Here is a 17,031-nt window from a genome sequence, read left to right as displayed (position 1 = left end):
GGCCGGCGGCGGCCTGACCCGGGCCCCCGCCGCGCGGTCCCGTGGCCGTCCCCGGCAGGCGGGCCGGGGTCAGCGGCGGCGCGGGGCGGCGGTGCTGTCCCGCACGGTCAGTCGGGGCGCCAGCCGGGTGGCGTCCGGCACGGCCTCGCCGTGCACCTTGCGCACCAACAGCGACACGGCCAGCCGGCCGACCTCCTCGGCCGGCACGGGCACCGACGTCAGCCGGGGGGCGGCCTGCTCGGCGAACTGGTCGGGGCAGATGGCGACCACCGAGACGTCCTCGGGCACCGGCCGGCCCAGGGTCGGCAGCGTGGCCAGGACGGGGCCCACGGCCGCCTCGTTCTGCACCACCAGGGCGGACAGGTCGGGCCATTGCCGCAGCAGCTCCACCAGCTCCCGGCGGACCGCGGCCGCGCCCTCCTCGCAGGGACGCGCGACGGCCTGCACGCTGAGCCGGGCGGCGGCGTCGGCGAAGCCGGCGCGGGTGCGGTGGGCGAAGCCGGTGCCCCGGTCGTAGACGGCGGCCGGGGCGCCGAGCAGGGCGACCCGCCGGTGGCCCAGCCCCGCGAGGTGCTCGACGCAGACCTCACCGGCCCGGTGGAAGTCCAGGTCCACACAGGTCAGCCCGGCGGCGTCGGCGGGGAAGCCGATCAGCACGCTGGGCCGCCCCAGCCCCCGCAGCAGCGGCACCCGGGAGTCGTCCAGCTCCACGTCCATCAGCAGCAGACCGTCCACCATGGCGCTGGCGGCGATGCGGCGCAGCCCGGCCGGGCCCTCGTCGGAGGTGACCAGCAGCACGTCGTGGTCGAGGGTGCGGGCGGTGGTCACCACCGACGTGGCGAACTGCATCACCACCGGCACCTGGATGCCGGAGCGCAGCGGCAGCACCAGCGCGACGACGTTGGCCCGTCGGCTGGCCAGGGCCCGCGCGCCGGCGTTCGGGTGGTAGCCGAGCGCCCGGATGCTGGCCCGCACCCGGGCGCGGGTGCCCTCGGAGATGACCCGCTTGCCGCTGAGCACGTACGACACGGTGCTGACCGCGACACCGGCGTGCCGGGCCACGTCGGCGATGGTGACCAGGTCGGGCGACTTCGCCGGGTGATCCACCCGCGCCGACCGCCTCGGCGGCGCGGAGCGGTCCGCTGTCGTCGGCCGGTCCGGGCGCGCCGGGCCGGGCGCGTCGCGCTCAGCGGGGCCGGCCGACACCGGCGGCCTCCCGCACCGGCGACTCGGGCGGGGTGGCGCAGCCGGCCGCGCCCCGCACGTCGAGCGCGCCGACCAGACGCACGTCGCGGGCGGAGCGCCCGACCAGCACGCTGTGCGGGGCGTCCTCCACCACGTACCGGCCGAGGGCCTCGTCCCACCAGCACAGGTCGGCGGCGCGCAGCCGCAGCCGGACCACCGCGCGCTCGCCCGGGGCGAGGGCGATGCGGGCGTGGTCGCGCAGTTGCCGCAGCGGCTGCTTGACCCGGGAGCGGCGCTGCCGGGTGTAGAGCTGCACGACCTCCTCGCCGGCGCGGTGCCCGGTGTTGGTGACCTCGACGCTCACTTCGACCTCCTCGTCGGCGGCCACCGACGTCGCGCTCAACCGAAGGTCAGCGTAGTCGAACCGGGTGTAGCTCAGCCCGTGGCCGAAGGGGTACAGCGGCTCACCCCGGTGGTAGAGGTAGGTGGCGTCGGCGGAGATGATGTCGTAGTCGAGCGGGTCGGGCAGCTCGGCGGCGTCGGCGTACCAGGTCTGGGTCAGCCGCCCGCCCGGCTCGGCCTCGCCGAGCAGCACGGCGGCCAGCGCCGCCCCGTGCTCCTGGCCGCCGTGGGCCGACCAGAGCACCGCCGGCAGGTGGGCCTCGGCCCACCCGATCGCGTACGGGTAGCTGCTGGTCAGGGCGAGCACGGTGCGCGGGTTGGCGGCGTGCGCGGCGCGCAGCAGCGCCTCCTGCCCGGCCGGCAGGGCCAGGTCGGCCCGGTCCTCGGTCTCCCGGCCGTTGACCATCGGGTGGTTGCCCAGCGCCAGCACCACCACGTCGGCGGCGGCGGCCAGCTCGGCGGCGCGGGCGGGGCCGTCGATGAGCAGCTCGACGGCGAACGCGGTGGCCGCGCCGGGCCCGGCGGCGTCGGCGCGCAGCCGCCGGTCGGGCCCGACGCTGACGTACCGGTCGGTGGCGAGGTGGTGCAGCAGCACCGTGCCGTCGGGGCCGGGGACGAAGCGGAAGGTCTCCCGGACCACCCAGCCGCCCGGCCCGGGGCGGTCGTCGACGAGCTCGCCGTCGTCGGTCGCGCCGACGTGCCGGCCGTTGGCGACGGCGCGCAGCGCCACCGTGTCGGCCCCCCAGTCGTAGACGTCGAACCAGGTCTGCGAGGTGGCGGTGGCCGCGTCGGCGGTGAGCGGGCCGCCGTCGCCGGCGGCGGCGCGCACGTACCGGCCGGCGGCGCGCAGGGCGATGCGGTCGGCCCCGCTGTGCGCGGTCATCTCGCTCACCGCGCCGGCCAGGGCGTCGAGGAGCGTGACCGCGTACGGCAGCGTGCCGCTGTACCAGTCGGTGTGGACGGTGTCGGCCAGCGGGCCCAGCACCGCGACCCGCAGCCCGGCGGCCGGGTCCAGCGGGAGCAGGCCGTCGTTGCGCAGCAGCACCACGGACTGCCGGGCGGCCTCGCGGGCCAGCCTGCGGTGCGTCGGGCAGTCCACCACCTCCGGGCCGGTCCCGGCCCACGGGTCGTCCTGCGGCGGGTCCAGGTCGCCGAGGCGGGCCCGCACGGTCAGGATCCGCCGGACCGCCCGGTCCACGTCGGCGGCGTCGAGCAGGCCGCGCTCCAGCGCCTCGGTGATCCGCGCGACGGTGGGCCGGGGGTCGGTGTCGTCCTCGGTGAAGCTGTCGATGCCGGCGCGCAGGGCGGCGGCGAAGCCGCTGACGTGGTCGGGCAGGTGGGCCTGCGCCCCGGCGATGTTGCCGACCGCCCCCGCGTCGCCGACCACCATGATCTCGCCGGGGGCCATCGGGCGCAGCTGCGCGCCGATCAGCGGGCTGAGGTGCGCGGGCACGCCGTCGACCAGGTTGTACGAGGCCATCACCGCGACCGCCGCGCCAGCGGTTAGCGGGGCGCGGAACGCCGGCAGCTCGTACTCGTGCAGCACCCGTGGGGGCAGGTCGCTGGAGGTGGTGGCGCGGTCGGTCTCGTGGTTGTAGCCCAGGAAGTGCTTGAGCGTCGGCGCGGTGCGCAGCCGGTCGGGGTGCCCGCCGCGCAGCCCCGTGGCGTACGCGGTGGCGAGCCGCCCGGTCAGGCCGGGGTCCTCCGACCAGCCCTCCTCGTTGCGCCCCCAGCGGGGATCGCGCAGCGGGTTGACCACGGGTGCCCAGACGTTCAGGCCGATCCGTGCGGGGTCGGCGTGGTGCTTGGCGCGCACCTCGTCGCCGACGGCGGCGCCCACGGCCCGCACCAGCTCCGGGTTCCAGCTGCTGGCCAGCCCGATCGCCTGGGGGAAGACCGTGGCCACGCCGAGCCACGCCACCCCGTGCAGCGCCTCGGTGCCGGTGCGGAACGGGGGTAGGCCGAGCCGGGGCACCGGGGCCTGCCACTGGTGCAGCAGGCCGATCTTCTCCGGCATGCTGAGCCGGGCCAGCAGGGCGTCGACGCGTGGGTCGGGGGACGGGCCGGGCGTCCGGCCGGTGCTGTCGGTCATGGTGGATCGGGTACCTTCCCTGGCTGGCCGGCGCCCCCGGACGGCCCGTCGAAGCGCTTCGACGACCGTCGTGGCGCGCGGCATCGCGGTGGTGGTGTGGCGGGGGTCGGCCCGGACCTGGTGAAGCGCTTCGACAACCGTGGGACAGCAGCCGCCCGACTGCCCGGACCGGACGGCTGCTCCGAGGTTGGCACCGCCGGGCCGACCCGGTCAAGGGCCGGCCGCCCCGGTGCCCGCAATGGACGGACCCGGGTGGGCGCTCAGCGGGCCGGCAGTCGGCCGCTCTCCACCCCGGCCAGCGCGGCCGTCGCGCCGCCGAGCGCGGCGGCGGCCCCGCCCAGGGTGGACGCCTCCAGCCGGCACCCGCCGGGGGGCAGGGTCCGGGCGGCGAGCTCGGCCCGCGCGGCGGGCAGCAGCCACGGCCCCAGCGTGGCGAGATGGCCCCCGACCAGCACCGCGTCGGGGTCGACCAGGTTGGCCAGCAGGGCGACCCCGTGCCCCAGGTGGCGGCCGATCTCGGCCAGCCCGGCCCGCACGGTCGGGTCGTCCTGCCCGGCCAGGGCGCGGATCCGCTCGAGCTCCGGCAGGAAGTCGGTGACCGGGCCGTCGGCGGCGGTGTCGGGCAGCAGCCGGCGCACCACCGCGGGCAGCCCGATCAGCGCCTCCAGGCAGCCGGCCCGGCCGCAGGGGCAGGCGGGGCCGGCCGGGTCGACGGTGGCGTGCCCGATCTCGCCGGCGAAGCCCCGCCCGCCGCGCAGCAGCCGGCCGGCGGCGAGCACCCCCGCGCCGATGCCGGTGCCGCCGGTGAGGTGGACCAGGTCGGTCGCCCCGGCGTGCCCGCCGTGGCGCTGCTCGGCCAGCACGGCGAGGTTGGCGGCGTTGTCGACGGTGACGGCGAAGTCGGGCTCGCGCAGCGCGCCCCGCAGCAGGTCGGCGAGGGCGACGTCGCGCCAGCCGAGGGCGGGGGAGAGCGACACGCAGCCGGCCGGGTCGACCAGGCCGGGCACGCCGACGCCGACGCCGAGCACGGCCCGCCCCTGGCCGGTGACCCGGCCGACGGCCCGGCGGGCCAGCGCGGCCAGCGCGCCGACCGTCTCGCCCGGCGACGCCGAGGGCGCGGCGAAGGCCCGCCGCCAGGTGAGCAGCCGGTCGCCGCCGAGGTCGACCGCGACCGCCACCAGCTCGTCGGCGCCGACGGCCAGCCCCAGGCCGGCGTACGGCTCGCCGTCGAGGACGAGCATGGTCGCCGGCCGGCCCACCCGGTGCTCGGTCAGCCCGGTCTCGCGCACCAGCCGCCGGTCGATCAGCTCGGTGACGAGGCTGGAGACGGTGGCCTTGTTGAGCCCGGTGTGCGCCGCGATGTCGGCCCGGGAGCAGGGCGCGTGCACCCGGACGTGCCGCAGCACCACGGCCCGGTTGGCGACCCGCACGTCGCCGAGGTCGCTCGGTCGCGGGTCGTTCCGCATGCTGATCAAGATTGCCCGCTCCCTGCGCTGCCGGTGCGATCCCGGTCGGTCCGCGCGTTCATCATCGCGCACCGCGTGCGCCCCGCCCGGGGCCCCACGACTCGTCGCGCGGGGCATCGACTCCCTTGTGGGTCCGATCACCGTGGATTAGTTTGTTCGGCTAGAACCCCAACTAATCCTAGTCGGGCGTTCGTGCTCCGCAAGCCCCGCCCACCAGACGAAGGGAGTGCGCCGTGAAGCCGTCCCCACCGGGCGCATCCACCGACCGCCGCACCGTGCTGCGCCTGATCGGTCTCGGCGCCGCCGCGACGATGGGCGGGGCCACCCTCGCCGCCTGCAGCAAGGAGGCCGGCAGCAAGGGCAGCGCCACCAAGGCCGACGCCATCCGGTCCGTGCTGCCCACGCACCGCCGGGTCGAGCTGCTCAAGCCGGACATCCCCGCCCAGGGGCCGCTGCCCGACGGCTACCTCAGCTACCCCCGCCAGCTCGTCGACGCGGTCACCGAGCAGCCCGGCAAGGGTGGCGGGGCGATCCGCAGCATGAGCCCCTGGTGGGGCCCCACCCCGCCGACCCTGGGCAACAACGCCTACCTGGCGGCGGTCAACGCCAAGCTCGGCGTCGAGGTGAACCCGAGCCTGCAGGACGGCAGCACGTACGCCGACAAGCTCAACGCGATGCTCGGCGCCCGGGACGTGCCCGACCTGCTCAGCGTGCCCAACTGGGAGGTCGACAAGGTCGCCCGCTTCTCCGACGCGGTCAAGGCGCTCTTCGCCGACCTCACCGACCACCTCAAGGGCGACGCCGCCGCGAAGTACCCGTACCTGGCCGCCCTGCCCACCGCGTCCTGGGAGTACTCCGTCTGGGGCGGGCGGCTCGCCGCCGTGCCGTTCCCCACCGACAACCCGTTCGCCTGGGCGCTGTTCCACCGCAAGGACCTCCTCGCCGAGGCGGGCCTGGCCGCCCCCACCAGCCCCGAGGAGCTCTACGAGCAGGGCCGCAAGCTCACCGACCCGGGCAAGGGTGTCTGGGCGTTCGGCAGCGTCTTCGACATGGTCCAGCAGGCGTTCGGCTGCCAGCAGACCTGGCGCAAGAAGCCCGACGGCGGCCTGGAGCACAAGCTGGAGAACCCCGCCTTCCGCGCCGCGCTGGAGTTCACCGCCCGGCTGTTCGCCGAGGGCCTGGTCCACCCCGACACGGTCTCCAGCAAGGGCGCCGACGAGAAGCAGCTCTTCCGGGCCGGCAAGATCCATTTCTTCCAGGACGGGCTCGGCGCGTGGCAGGGGATGCAGGGCGAGCAGAGCAAGGTGCTGCCGAGCTTCGACATGCAGCCGGTGCCGGCGTTCGGCACGGGCGGCAACCCGCCGGTCCTCTGGGGCAGCCAGAAGCCGGTCTTCTTCACCTTCCTCAAGAAGGGCCTCGGCGCGGCCCGGGTCGACGAGCTGCTGCGGGTGCTCAACTGGTGCGCCGCGCCGTTCGGCAGCCGCGAGTTCGAGCTGCGCGAGTACGGCGTGGAGGGCAAGCACTTCACCCGGGCGGCCGACGGCAGCCCGATCCCCACCGACCTGGGCCGCAAGGAACTCGGCGCGCAGTACACGCACATCGGCGGCCGGGTCCCCGTGAAGGTCCGCAGCGGCGACACCCCGAACTACGTCCGCGACTACCTGGCCTACCTGCAGAAGAGCCTCGGCCAGTTGGAGCCGGACCTCTTCGCCGGGATCAAGCTGGAGCTGCCCGCCAACTGGTCCAAGACCCTCCAGCCGACGGACGACAAGATCCGCGACATCCTGCGCGGCCGCCGCCCGGTCGGCGACCTGGACCAGGTGCGCAAGGAGTTCCTCTCCACCGGCGGGGAGGAGGGGCGCGCGTTCTTCCAGAAGGCGCTCGCCGACAACGGCCGATGAGCGGCCCGCACCGTGCCGGCGTGGTCGACGCGCCACCGCCGGCCGGCCCGCCGGGGCCGCGCGCGCCCCGGCGGGCCGGCCGGGCCCGGCCCCGGGCCGGCCTGCGGGCCCGGCTGCGCCGGGACTGGCCGCTGCTGGCGATGACCGCCCCGGCCGCCGCGCTGCTGCTGGTCTTCCACTACCTGCCCACGCTGGGCAACGTCATCGCCTTCCAGGACTACAACCCGTTCGTCGGCGACGACCCGATCGAGGCGTTCCTGGGCAGCGAGTGGATCGGCTTCGGCAACTTCGAGGCGCTCTTCGCCGACCCGCTGTTCTGGGACGCCGTGCGCAACACCCTCACCATCACGGCCTTCCAGATCGTCTTCTTCTTCCCGCTGCCGATCCTGCTGGCCATCCTGCTCAACAGCCTGGTCTCGGGGCGGCTGCGCGGCTTCGTGCAGAGCGTCGTCTACCTGCCGCACTTCTTCAGCTGGGTGCTGGTGGTGACGTTCTTCGTGCAGATGCTCGGCGGGGCCGGCCTGCTGGCCCAGGAGATGCGCGAGGCCGGCCTGCAACCGTGGCACCCGATGACCAACCCGGACACCTTCATCTTCCTGGTCACCGCCGAGTCGGTGTGGAAGGACGTCGGCTGGGGCGCGATCGTCTTCCTGGCCGCGCTCGCCGCGATCGACCCCAACCTGTACGAGGCGGCGGCGGCCGACGGGGCGGGCCGGTGGCGGCGGCTGTGGCACATCACCCTGCCCGGCCTGCGCCCCGTGATCGTGCTGCTGCTCATCATGCGGCTCGGCGACGCGCTCTCCGTCGGCTTCGAGCAGTTCATCCTGCAACGGGAGGCGGTCGGCCGGGACGCCGCCGAGGTGCTCGACACGTTCGTCTACTACCAGGCCATCGCCACCCAGCAGTGGGGGCTGGGGGCGGCCGCCGGGCTCTTCAAGGCCGTGGTGGGGCTGGTCCTCATCGTGGCCGCCAACAAGATCGCCCACCGACTCGGTGAGCAGGGGGTGTACTCCGCGTCATGACCACACAGCTCAGTGCCGCCGTACCGCAGCCGGTGGCCGGCCGGCCGCCCAACCGGCGCCGCCGCACGGGGCGGGCCCCGTGGGAGGAGCCACCCACGCCGGCCGGCCTGCTCGGCAAGGGCGTCGTGCTGACCCTGCTCGTCGCGGCCGTGCTGGTGCCCCTGTGGGCGGTGCTGGTCACCAGCCTCGCCTCGCGGGAGACCATCGACGCGGCCGGCGGCATGGTGCTGGTGCCCCGCGAGCTCGACCCGTCGGCGTACGTCACCATCTTCACCGGCGGGCAGATCACCCGGGCGGTCTGGATCAGCACCCTGGTCACCGTGCTCGGCACCACGGTCAGCCTGGTGCTCACCGTGCTCGCCGCGTACGGGCTGTCCCGGCCGGGCTCGGTGGCCCACCGGGGGCTGCTCTTCTTCTTCCTGCTGACCTTCCTGATCTTTCCCGGCCTGGTGCCCAGCTACCTGGTGGTCACCGGCCTGGGGCTCAAGGACAGCATCTGGTCGCTGATCCTGCCCAGCGCGATCAGCGTGTTCAACCTGGTGGTCGTGCGGGCGTTCTTCATGGGGGTGCCCGGCGAGCTGCTCGACAGCGCCCGCATCGACGGGGCGAGCGAGTGGCGCATCCTCACCCGGATCATGCTGCCGCTGTCGAAGGCGGTGATCGCCGTGGTCGGCCTCTTCTACGCGGTCGGCTACTGGAACGCGTACTTCAACTCGGTGCTCTACATCGACGACAACGACAAGTTCCCGATCCAGCGGGTGTTGCAGAGCTACATCCTGGCCGGTCAGTCGCCGAGCGTGTCGGGGGCGTCGATCAGCCTGCCCGGCGTCACCGCGTACCCGCCGACGCTGGCGGTGAAGATGGCCGTGGTGGTGGTGACGGTCGTCCCGGCGGTGCTCGTCTACCCGTTCGTGCAGCGGCACTTCACCAAGGGCGTGATCACCGGCGCGGTGAAGGGCTGAGGCGGGATGTGGGACGAGGGGCGGTTGCGCTTCGGCGGGGACTGGAACCCCGAGCAGTGGCCGGCCGAGGTCTGGGCCGCCGACGTCGAGCTGATGCGCCGGGCCGGGGTCGACCTGGTCACGGTCGGCGTCTTCGCCTGGTCCCGGCTCGAGCCCGCCCCCGGTCGGTACGACGTCGGCTGGCTCGACCGGGCGCTGGACCTGCTGCACGACAACGGCATCGCCGCCGCGCTGGCCACCCCCACCGCGTCGCCGCCGCCCTGGTTCTCGCTGGCCCACCCCGGCGCGCTGCCGGTCACCGCCGAGGGGGTACGGCTGCACCACGGCAGCCGGGACACCTACTGCGCCGCCGCGCCCGCGTACCGGGCCGCCGCCCGCCGCATCGCCGCCTTCCTCGCCGACCGGTACGCCCACCACCCGGCGCTGGCGCTGTGGCACGTGCACAACGAGTACGGCACGATCTGCCACTGCGAGCACGCCGCGCGGGAGTTCCGGGCCTGGCTGGCCGCCCGGCACGGCACCCTCGACGCCCTCAACGCCGCCTGGGCCACCAGCTTCTGGAGTCAGCACTACTCCGACTGGGCGCAGCTCAGCACCCCCCGGGCGACGCAGTACCTGGCCAATCCGGGGCAGTTGCTCGACTTCCGCCGGTTCTGGTCGGACACCCTGCTGGCCGCGTACGCCGAGCAGCGCGACCTGCTGCGGGCGGCGAACCCGGCGGTGCCGGTGACCACCAACTACGTCCTCGGCGACTGGGTGCCGGTGGACCACGGCCGCTGGGCCGCCGAGGTGGACCTGGTGGCGATCGACCACTACCCGTCGGCCGTCGACGGCGGCGCGGAGGAGCAGACCGCGCTCGCGGCGGACCTGGCCCGGGGCTGGGCCCGCCACGGCACCCGCCTGCGCGCGAGCGCGCCCGACGGGGGGCCGGCGCAGGACGCGGCCGGCGGGCGGGGGAGCGCGGCCGGTGAGCGACCCCGGGTGCCCGGCGACGCCAACGGGGGCGCGGGGTGGCTGCTGATGGAGACCGCCCCGAACCTGATCTACACCGCCGGGCGGATGCACACCAAGGAGCCCGGCCGGATGGCCCGGCACAGCCTGGCCCACGTCGCCCGGGGCGCGCGGGGCGCGCTGTACTTCCAGTGGCGGGCCCCGGCCGGCGGGGCGGAACGCTTCCACTCCGCCCTGGTGCCGCACGCCGGCCCCGACAGCCGGGTGTTCCGGGAGACGGTCGCGCTCGGCGCGGCCCTGGGCCGCATCGCCGAGGTCGACGGCGCGGCCGTCGAGGCGTCGGTGGCGATCGGCTGGGACGCCGAGTGCGGCTGGGCGCTGCAACACCCCGGCCTGCCCGCCGAGGGGCTGCGCCACCACCGGGAGGTCGCGGCGGCGCACCGGGCGCTCTGGCGGGCCGGCTTCGGCTGCGACGTGGTCCTGCCCGGCGACCCCCTGACCGGGTACGAACTGCTCGTCCTCCCCGCGCTCTACCTGACCTCCGACGCCACCGCCGAGTGGGTCCGCTCCTACGTCCACGGCGGCGGGCACCTCGTGGTGACCTGGTTCAGCGGGATCGCCGACCCCCACGCCCGGGTCCGCACCGGCGGCTGTCCGGGGGCGCTGCGCGACCTGCTCGGGGTGCGGGTGGAGGAGTTCCATCCCCTCGCCGAGGGCGACGAGGTGCCGCTGACCGGCGGCGGGACGGGGCGGATCTGGTCGGAGACCGTCCGGCTGGCCGGCGCGGAGACCATCCGCTCGTACGCCGGCGGGGTGCTCGCCGGTGCGCCGGCGGTGACCCGCCACCGGCACGGGGCCGGCACCGCCTGGTACGTCTCCACCCGCCCCGACGACGCCACGTACCGGCGGCTGCTCACCGAGGCGGCCCTCGCCGCCGGCGCGGCCCCGACCTGCCCGGCGGCCCCGGCCGGCGTGGAGGCGGTGCGCCGCCGTGATGCGCGGGGGAGCTGGCTGTTCCTGCTCAACCACACCGACCGGGCGCACCGGGTGCCGGCCGCCGGGGTGGAGCTGCTCACCGGCGCGACGGTCGACACCGCCGTGGAGGTCCCCGCCGGGGGCGTCGCCGTGCTCCGAGAGGGCTGACCCCGACCCGTCGCCGTGGTTGACCTCAACGAAGGTTGAGGTTCTACGTTGATGACGGTCGCCAACGGGGCGACCGGCGCCGGCCGACACCTCACGGGGTCCGCCGGTGCGCGCGTGCAGAGCGAATGATGGAGGACATCGTGTCGGAGTCGCCGTACCAGCTTGCGATCATCCTCGGCAGCGTCCGCCCGGGACGGTTCGGTCCCGTGGTGGCGAAGTGGCTGGTCGGGCAGGCCGAGCAGCGGGGAGACCTGGCCGTCGACCTGATCGACCTGGCCCCGCCGTCCCCGGCCACCGACCAGGCCGGCGCGGGCGGCGTGGCCGACCCGGCCGGCGTCGGGGGCCACCACGCCCCGGCGGGGCCCGGCTTCGCCGAGCGCATCGGCCGGGCGGACGCCTTCGTGGTCGTCACGCCGGAGTACAACCACGGCTACCCGGGGGAGCTCAAGGCCGCCATCGACTCGGTGGGCCAGCAGTGGTACGCCAAGCCGGTCGGCTTCGTCTCCTACGGCGGCATCTCCGGCGGCCTGCGGGCGGTGGAGCAGCTTCGACTGGTCTTCGCCGAGCTGCACACGGTGACCGTCCGCGAGACGGTCAGCTTCGCGATGTGCCACGGCCGGTTCGACGCGGCCGGCGAGCCGCTCGACCGCGGGCCGGTGGACCAGGCGGCGAAGGCGTTGCTGGACCAGTTGGGCTGGTGGGCGCGCGTGCTGCGCGACGCCCGCACCACCCACCCCTACGGATCCTGACCCGGCGCGGCGTCGGCGACGGCGGGACGGATAGATCTTGGCAGCAAATGGCCCCTCCAGGGGCCGGAATCTACCAAGATCTATCCGGTTGCCGGTTGGCGCCGACCGCCTCGCCGGTCAGTGGGGAAGGTAGGTGAGGGTCTTGACCCGGCGGAGGATCAGGGCGGTCTCCGCGCTCTGCACCCCGCTCAGCGCGCCGATCCGGTCGCTGAGGTACGCGTACAGGTCGCTGCTGCTGCGGCCGACCAGGAAGACGGCCATGTTGGCGGGGCCGGTGACCACCCCGGCGAAGCGCACCTGCGGGTGCTCCGCGAGCGCCTGCCCCGTCCGGGCGAGGGCGTGCGGGGCGACGGTCAACCAGCACATCGCCCCGACGCCGTGCCCGAGGGGTTCGTAGTCGTACTCGACGGCGAAGTACAGCACGCCGCTGGCGCGTAGCCGTTCCAGGTGCCGCCGGGTCACCGCCTCGGACTGCCCGGTGGCCCTGCACAACTCGGCCAGCGGTGCGCGGCCGTCGCGGCGCAGCGCGGCCAGCAGCGCCTCATCGGTGGGCTCCAGCACGATCGGGGCGGCGGGGGCGGCGGTGGCCGGCAGGCGCAGGGCGGCCTCCTCGTCCGGGTCGAGGGCGCTGATCTTTCGGAGCCAGCCGAGCGGGCCGCCGTAGAAGGAGTGCAGGATGCAGTGGGCGCTGACCGAGGTGACGCGCGGGATGCGCTGGAGGCGTTCCAGCAGCAGATCGTCGCGTTCCTGGCGGGTGCGCGGCAGCATCGCGCACATCACCTCGGTGCCGCCGGAGACCAGGTCGACGTACTGCGTGTCGGGGCGCCTGGCCAGCGCGAGCGCCAGCTGCTCGGCCACGTTGGGGGTGCAGCCCAGCCGGACGATCCAACTGTCGCGCCCCAGCCGGCTGTCGTCGGTCATGCCGGTCACCCGCAGCCGTACGGTGCCGGCCAGCCGCCGGAACCGGCGGGCGACGGTCTGGTCGGAGACGCCCAGCACCTGGGCGATCCGGCTGAACGACGCCCGCCCGTCGAGCTCCAGCGCCTGTAGCAGCCGCAGGTCGAGCTGGTCGAGCGGCTGGGGCACCACGGGCTTCTCCTGCGCGGGTGGGAGCGGGGCCGGGCGCGGCGGGCGGTCAGCCCTGGTCGGGCGCAATTGTAGGCACGCCCGTGACGTGCGCAGGCGAAGACCGCCGCGCCTCCGCACCAACCGGCGCTGCGGTGGCGTCGGCTGTGGCGGCGGGGCCGCCCGCCCCGGCCGGGGGCGCGGTGACCGGTCGCCGGGCCCGCAGCAGTACGGCGGCGGCCAGCGCGGCGAGCAGCAGCAGGGCCGCCGCGACGAACAGGCACAGCCGCAGCCCGTCGAGGAACGCCTCGGACATCGCGGCCAGGGCCCGCTCGGTGTGGACGCCCAGCTCCATCCCGGCGACCGCGCCGATGCCGCTCGCCTCGGCGGTCTCGGTGATCTGCCGGGCCCGCTCGCCGGTCAGCCCCGCGTCGGCGAGGTGGCCCGGCAGGGTGCCCACCGCCTGCACGGTCAGCAGGGCGCCCATCAGGGCGGGGCCGAGGGCGCCGCCGACCTGCCGGAAGGCGTTGTTACCGGCGGCGGCCATGCCGGCCCACTGCGGGGGCACCGAGGCGACGGCGATGCCCGTGATGCACGGGAAGGCGAGGCCGAGGCCGAGCCCCAGCAGGGCCAGCCGCCAGGCCACCGAGCCGAAGGACGTGCCGATGCCGACGGTGGTCAGGGCGAACAGGGCGACCGCCGCGATCAGCAGGCCGACGGTGATGAGCACCCGGGCCGGCACGTGGCGCATCACCCGCCCCATCACCAGGCCCAGGACCATGGAGACGAGGTTGACCAGCACCATCCGGGTGGCCGACTCCAGGGTGGTCAACTGCTGGACCAGGCCGAAGTACAGGCTGAGCACGAAGAAGAAACCGATCAGCCCCAGGAAGCTGATCATGGCGGCGAGGGTGGAGGCGGTGAAGGCCGGGCTGCGGAACAACGACAGGTTCAGCATGGGCGAGGCGCTGCGCAGCTCCACCCGGACGAAGGCGGCGGCGCTCAGCACGGCCACCACCAGGGCGACGACCGCCTTCGGGTGGGTGAACGACTCGGCCCCACCCTCGATCACCCCGTAGATCAGCGCGGTGATCGCCAGCGCGGCGGTGAGCTGTCCGGGCCAGTCGAGCCGGCGGTCGACGTGCCCCCGGGACTCGTCGAGCAGGCGCGCGGCGACCAGCATGGTCACCAGCGCCAGCGGCACCGGCAGCAGGAAGACCCACCGCCAGCCCACGTGGTCGAGAATCACCCCGGCCAGCAGTGGCGGCAGCGCCATGGCCGCCATCATGGCGGTCGTCCAGAGCCCGATGTACTTGCCGCGCTCCCGGTGGTCGGGCACCGCGTGACTGATCAACGCCAACGTCACCGGCAGCAGCGCGGCGGCTCCCGCGCCGGCCAGGGCCTGTCCGGCCCAGAGCATCTGCACCGAACGGGCGCACAACGCCACCAGCGCGCCGGCGGCGCAGAGCGCCAGCCCCACCTGGTAGACCTTCTTGCGGCCGTGCACGTCGGAGAAGACCCCGGCGGTGAGGATCAGCGCGGCCACCGGCAGCACGAAGGCGTCGGAGACCCACGACAGCTGCGCGGTGGTGGCGCCCAACGCCCGCTGGATCGCCGGCAGGCTCACCGAGACGGTGACCACCGGCAGGTACGCGACGAAGACCCCCGCGCACGCCAGCGCGATGGTGGCCCCTCGCCCGCGCGTCGTCACTGCCCCACTGGACACGTTCACGAAAGTCCTCTCGAATCACGCCGAGCCGGCCCGGTCGACGGCCGACCTCCCACGATCCGTCGGGTCGGGGCCGACGAGCCAGCCAGCACCCGCCCACCGGCCGGAATCCGACATCCGACCTCGGCGCAGGGGCGTTTTCCGACACGCGTTGGCGGCCTGCGTCGGTAGGCGAGGCTGGCTCAGCGGCCCGGCGGGGGAGAGGGACGGGCGTTGTCGGTGGTGGCCCGCACGCCACCTGCGTAGGCGGCATGCGGGCCCACGATCACGGACGCAGGAGCGCCTTGATGGCGCGGCGCTCGTCCATCGCCCGGTAGCCCTCAGCGGCCCGGTCGAGGGGCAGGGTGAGGTCGAAGACCTTGCCGGGGTCGATCTCCCGGGCGAGGATCAGGTCGATCAACTCGGGCAGGAACCGGCGTACGGGGGCGGGGCCGCCGTGCAGGTGCACCTCGGCGAAGAAGAGCTCACCGCCGGGGAGTTGGACGTCGTGGGTGACGCCGACGTAGCCGACGTGCCCGCCGGGGCGGGTGGCGCGGATGGCCTGCATCATCGACTCCTGGGTGCCGACGGCCTCGACGACCGAGTGCGCGCCGAGCCCGTTGGTCAGCTCCTTGATCTTCGCGACGCCGTCGTCGCCGCGTTCGGCGACGATGTCGGTCGCCCCGTACTCGAGGGCCAGTTTCTGCCGGTCGGCGTGGCGGCTCATGGCGATGACGCGGTCGGCGCCCAGCCGCGTGGCGGCGAGCACGGCGTGCAGGCCGACCGCGCCGTCGCCGACGACCACGACCGTCTTGCCGGGGCCGGCCTCGGCGGCGACGGCACCGAACCAGCCGGTGCCCAGCACGTCGGAGGCGGCCAGCAGGCTCGGGACGAGGTCGTCGGCGGGGCTGTCGGGGGTGGCGACCAGGGTGCCGTCGGCCAGCGGGATCCGCGCGTACTGCGCCTGGGTGCCGAGGGCTCCGATCGGCTCGGCGCGCACGCAGCGCGACTGGTAGCCGGCCCGGCAGATCTCGCAGGTGTTGTCGGAGGCGAAGAACGAGCCGACGACGAACTGGCCCGGCCTGACGGTGGTCACGTCGGCACCGACCTCCTCGACCACGCCGACGTACTCGTGGCCCATCGGCGCCGGCCCGTCGACCGGGGTGATGCCCCGGTACGGCCACAGGTCCGAGCCGCAGACACAGGCGGCGACGACGCGGATGATCGCGTCGGTCGGGTGTTCGATCCGCGGGTCCGGGCGGTCCTCGACCCGGATGTCGCCGGGGGCGTGCAAGACAACTCCACGCATGGTGGGGATCCTTCTTTCGCGACGAAGACGGTTTCCGGTGCTGGTACTGCTAGAGCTTCGGTACGGGTTTGCCCTGTCGCGCGGCCGTTAAGCCGCTTCGCGGTGGTTCGGTGGTGGCGCGCCGACGCGCGCCCGGCGCGGGGTGGGATATTCGGTGGACGGCGCGACGATCATGGGCAAGCGTGGGGCGCATGGAACACGAGATCGAGGTCGCCCCCGGCGTACGGCTCTGGGTCGAGGAGTGCGGCGACCCGGCCGGCTCGGCGCTGCTGCTGGTGATGGGGGCGAACGCCTCCGGCCTGACCTGGCCCGACGCGCTGCTGGAGGCGCTGGGCCGGCGGCACCGGGTGATCCGCTACGACCACCGCGACACCGGCCGGTCGAGCTGGTCCTTCGCCGAGCAGCCGTACGCGCTGACCGAGCTGGCCGCCGACGCGGTGCGGGTCCTCGACGCGCTGGGCGTCACCCGCGCCCACGTCGTCGGCATGTCCCTGGGCGGCATGCTGACGCAGTTGCTGCTGCTCGACCACCCCGAGCGGGTGGCGACGGCGACCTTCATCGGCACCACCCCCATGGAGGGGGTCCCCGCCGACCTGCCCGGCATCGACCCGGCCCTGCTGCAGTACTGGGAGACGATGTTCGAGCCCCGGGACCAAGCCGCGGAGCTCGACTGGCGGGTCGAGCACTGGCGCATCCTCAACGGCGGCGAGCTGCCGTACGACCCGCAGGAGTTCCGCCGCCGGGAGGAGCGGATCATCGCGCACGCGGGCCGGCACGACAACCCCGCCGCGCACGCCATGGCCAGTCAGGACGGCCTCGACCGGGCCGCCGAGCTGGCGGCGGTCGACACCCCCGCCGTCGTGGTCGACTCCCCGGCCGACCCGGCCGCCGGCACCGCCTCCGCACGGCACCTGGCGGGGCTGCTGGGCAACGCCCGGCTGGTCACCGTCCCCGGGCTGGGCCACGCCCTGTCGGAGGCGGTCGCCCCGCGACTGGCCGAGATCATCCTCGCCCACACCACGACCCACGAGCCGGCCTGAGGCCACCCGGCGTCCCACCTCGACGGCGCAGACCCG

At 75.0% G+C, this 17,031-nt stretch carries 12 protein-coding genes; 6 read left to right on the top strand and 6 right to left on the bottom strand.

Features of this window, described 5'->3' with window-relative positions; all coding sequences use genetic code 11:
- Positions 1 to 69 precede the first annotated feature (69 nt).
- The 3 genes from ACLQ2V_RS24785 to ACLQ2V_RS24775 form a co-directional block, all read right to left on the bottom strand.
- Positions 70 to 1,107 carry a LacI family DNA-binding transcriptional regulator gene (locus ACLQ2V_RS24785; protein WP_425720975.1) on the bottom strand — a complete coding sequence of 346 codons (1,038 nt, stop codon included), beginning with the start codon at positions 1,105 to 1,107 and terminating at the stop codon, positions 70 to 72.
- Positions 1,108 to 1,186: 79 nt separating this feature from the next.
- Complete coding sequence (locus tag ACLQ2V_RS24780) at positions 1,187 to 3,679, bottom strand: beta-glucosidase (RefSeq protein ID WP_425720974.1); 2,493 nt, start codon at positions 3,677 to 3,679, stop codon at positions 1,187 to 1,189.
- A 260-nt stretch (positions 3,680 to 3,939) separates the two neighbouring features.
- On the bottom strand, positions 3,940 to 5,145 hold the full coding sequence (locus ACLQ2V_RS24775) for an ROK family transcriptional regulator (RefSeq protein WP_425720973.1): 1,206 nt from the start codon (positions 5,143 to 5,145) through the stop codon (positions 3,940 to 3,942).
- A 233-nt stretch (positions 5,146 to 5,378) separates the two neighbouring features.
- Between ACLQ2V_RS24775 and ACLQ2V_RS24770 the strand changes: the two genes are divergently transcribed.
- The 5 genes from ACLQ2V_RS24770 (at position 5,379) to ACLQ2V_RS24750 (ending at position 11,873) form a co-directional block, all read left to right on the top strand.
- Entirely contained in the window at positions 5,379 to 7,046 is a 1,668-nt protein-coding gene (locus tag ACLQ2V_RS24770) for an extracellular solute-binding protein (protein WP_425720972.1), read from the top strand.
- On the top strand, positions 7,043 to 8,068 hold the full coding sequence (locus ACLQ2V_RS24765) for an ABC transporter permease (protein WP_425720971.1): 1,026 nt from the start codon (positions 7,043 to 7,045) through the stop codon (positions 8,066 to 8,068). Before ACLQ2V_RS24770 ends, ACLQ2V_RS24765 begins: the two co-directional genes overlap by 4 nt.
- Positions 8,065 to 9,030: a carbohydrate ABC transporter permease gene (locus ACLQ2V_RS24760; protein ID WP_425720970.1), complete on the top strand. Its 966-nt coding sequence runs from the start codon at positions 8,065 to 8,067 to the stop codon at positions 9,028 to 9,030. The genes ACLQ2V_RS24765 and ACLQ2V_RS24760 overlap by 4 nt, the downstream gene beginning before the upstream one ends.
- Positions 9,031 to 9,036: 6 nt before the next feature.
- Positions 9,037 to 11,124, top strand: a complete 2,088-nt coding sequence (locus tag ACLQ2V_RS24755) for a beta-galactosidase (protein ID WP_425720969.1) — start codon at positions 9,037 to 9,039, stop codon at positions 11,122 to 11,124.
- A 140-nt stretch (positions 11,125 to 11,264) separates the two neighbouring features.
- Positions 11,265 to 11,873: an NADPH-dependent FMN reductase gene (locus ACLQ2V_RS24750; RefSeq protein WP_425720968.1), complete on the top strand. Its 609-nt coding sequence runs from the start codon at positions 11,265 to 11,267 to the stop codon at positions 11,871 to 11,873.
- Positions 11,874 to 11,990: 117 nt separating this feature from the next.
- Here ACLQ2V_RS24750 and ACLQ2V_RS24745 read toward each other — a convergent pair whose 3' ends face one another.
- From ACLQ2V_RS24745 to ACLQ2V_RS24735, 3 genes are all read right to left on the bottom strand, one after another.
- Positions 11,991 to 12,962, bottom strand: a complete 972-nt coding sequence (locus tag ACLQ2V_RS24745) for an Lrp/AsnC family transcriptional regulator (RefSeq protein ID WP_425720967.1) — start codon at positions 12,960 to 12,962, stop codon at positions 11,991 to 11,993.
- 46 nt (positions 12,963 to 13,008) lie between these two features.
- On the bottom strand, positions 13,009 to 14,649 hold the full coding sequence (locus ACLQ2V_RS24740; RefSeq protein WP_425720966.1) for an MFS transporter: 1,641 nt from the start codon (positions 14,647 to 14,649) through the stop codon (positions 13,009 to 13,011).
- A 283-nt stretch (positions 14,650 to 14,932) separates the two neighbouring features.
- Positions 14,933 to 15,955: a zinc-dependent alcohol dehydrogenase family protein gene (locus ACLQ2V_RS24735; protein ID WP_425720965.1), complete on the bottom strand. Its 1,023-nt coding sequence runs from the start codon at positions 15,953 to 15,955 to the stop codon at positions 14,933 to 14,935.
- Between the two features lie 191 nt (positions 15,956 to 16,146).
- On the opposite strand from ACLQ2V_RS24735, the gene ACLQ2V_RS24730 reads away from it, so the two are divergent.
- Complete coding sequence (locus tag ACLQ2V_RS24730) at positions 16,147 to 16,995, top strand: alpha/beta fold hydrolase (RefSeq protein ID WP_425720964.1); 849 nt, start codon at positions 16,147 to 16,149, stop codon at positions 16,993 to 16,995.
- Positions 16,996 to 17,031 lie beyond the last annotated feature (36 nt).

This window comes from Micromonospora sp. DT233 (assembly GCF_049841815.1).
Lineage (GTDB): Bacteria > Actinomycetota > Actinomycetes > Mycobacteriales > Micromonosporaceae > Micromonospora.
Note: the sequence above shows the minus strand (reverse complement) of the source record. Positions and strands in the feature narration are given on the sequence as shown.

Excerpts from the sequence above, each read along its gene's own strand:
- ACLQ2V_RS24765 (WP_425720971.1), top strand. The coding sequence starts at position 7,043 with ATGAGCGGCCCGCACCGTGCCGGCGTGGTCGACGCGCCACCGCCGGCC.
- ACLQ2V_RS24760 (WP_425720970.1), top strand. The coding sequence starts at position 8,065 with ATGACCACACAGCTCAGTGCCGCCGTACCGCAGCCGGTGGCCGGCCGG.
- ACLQ2V_RS24755 (WP_425720969.1), top strand. The coding sequence starts at position 9,037 with ATGTGGGACGAGGGGCGGTTGCGCTTCGGCGGGGACTGGAACCCCGAG.
- ACLQ2V_RS24780 (WP_425720974.1), bottom strand. The coding sequence starts at position 3,679 with ATGACCGACAGCACCGGCCGGACGCCCGGCCCGTCCCCCGACCCACGC.
- ACLQ2V_RS24735 (WP_425720965.1), bottom strand. The coding sequence starts at position 15,955 with ATGCGTGGAGTTGTCTTGCACGCCCCCGGCGACATCCGGGTCGAGGAC.
- ACLQ2V_RS24730 (WP_425720964.1), top strand. The coding sequence starts at position 16,147 with ATGGAACACGAGATCGAGGTCGCCCCCGGCGTACGGCTCTGGGTCGAG.
- ACLQ2V_RS24775 (WP_425720973.1), bottom strand. The coding sequence starts at position 5,145 with ATGCGGAACGACCCGCGACCGAGCGACCTCGGCGACGTGCGGGTCGCC.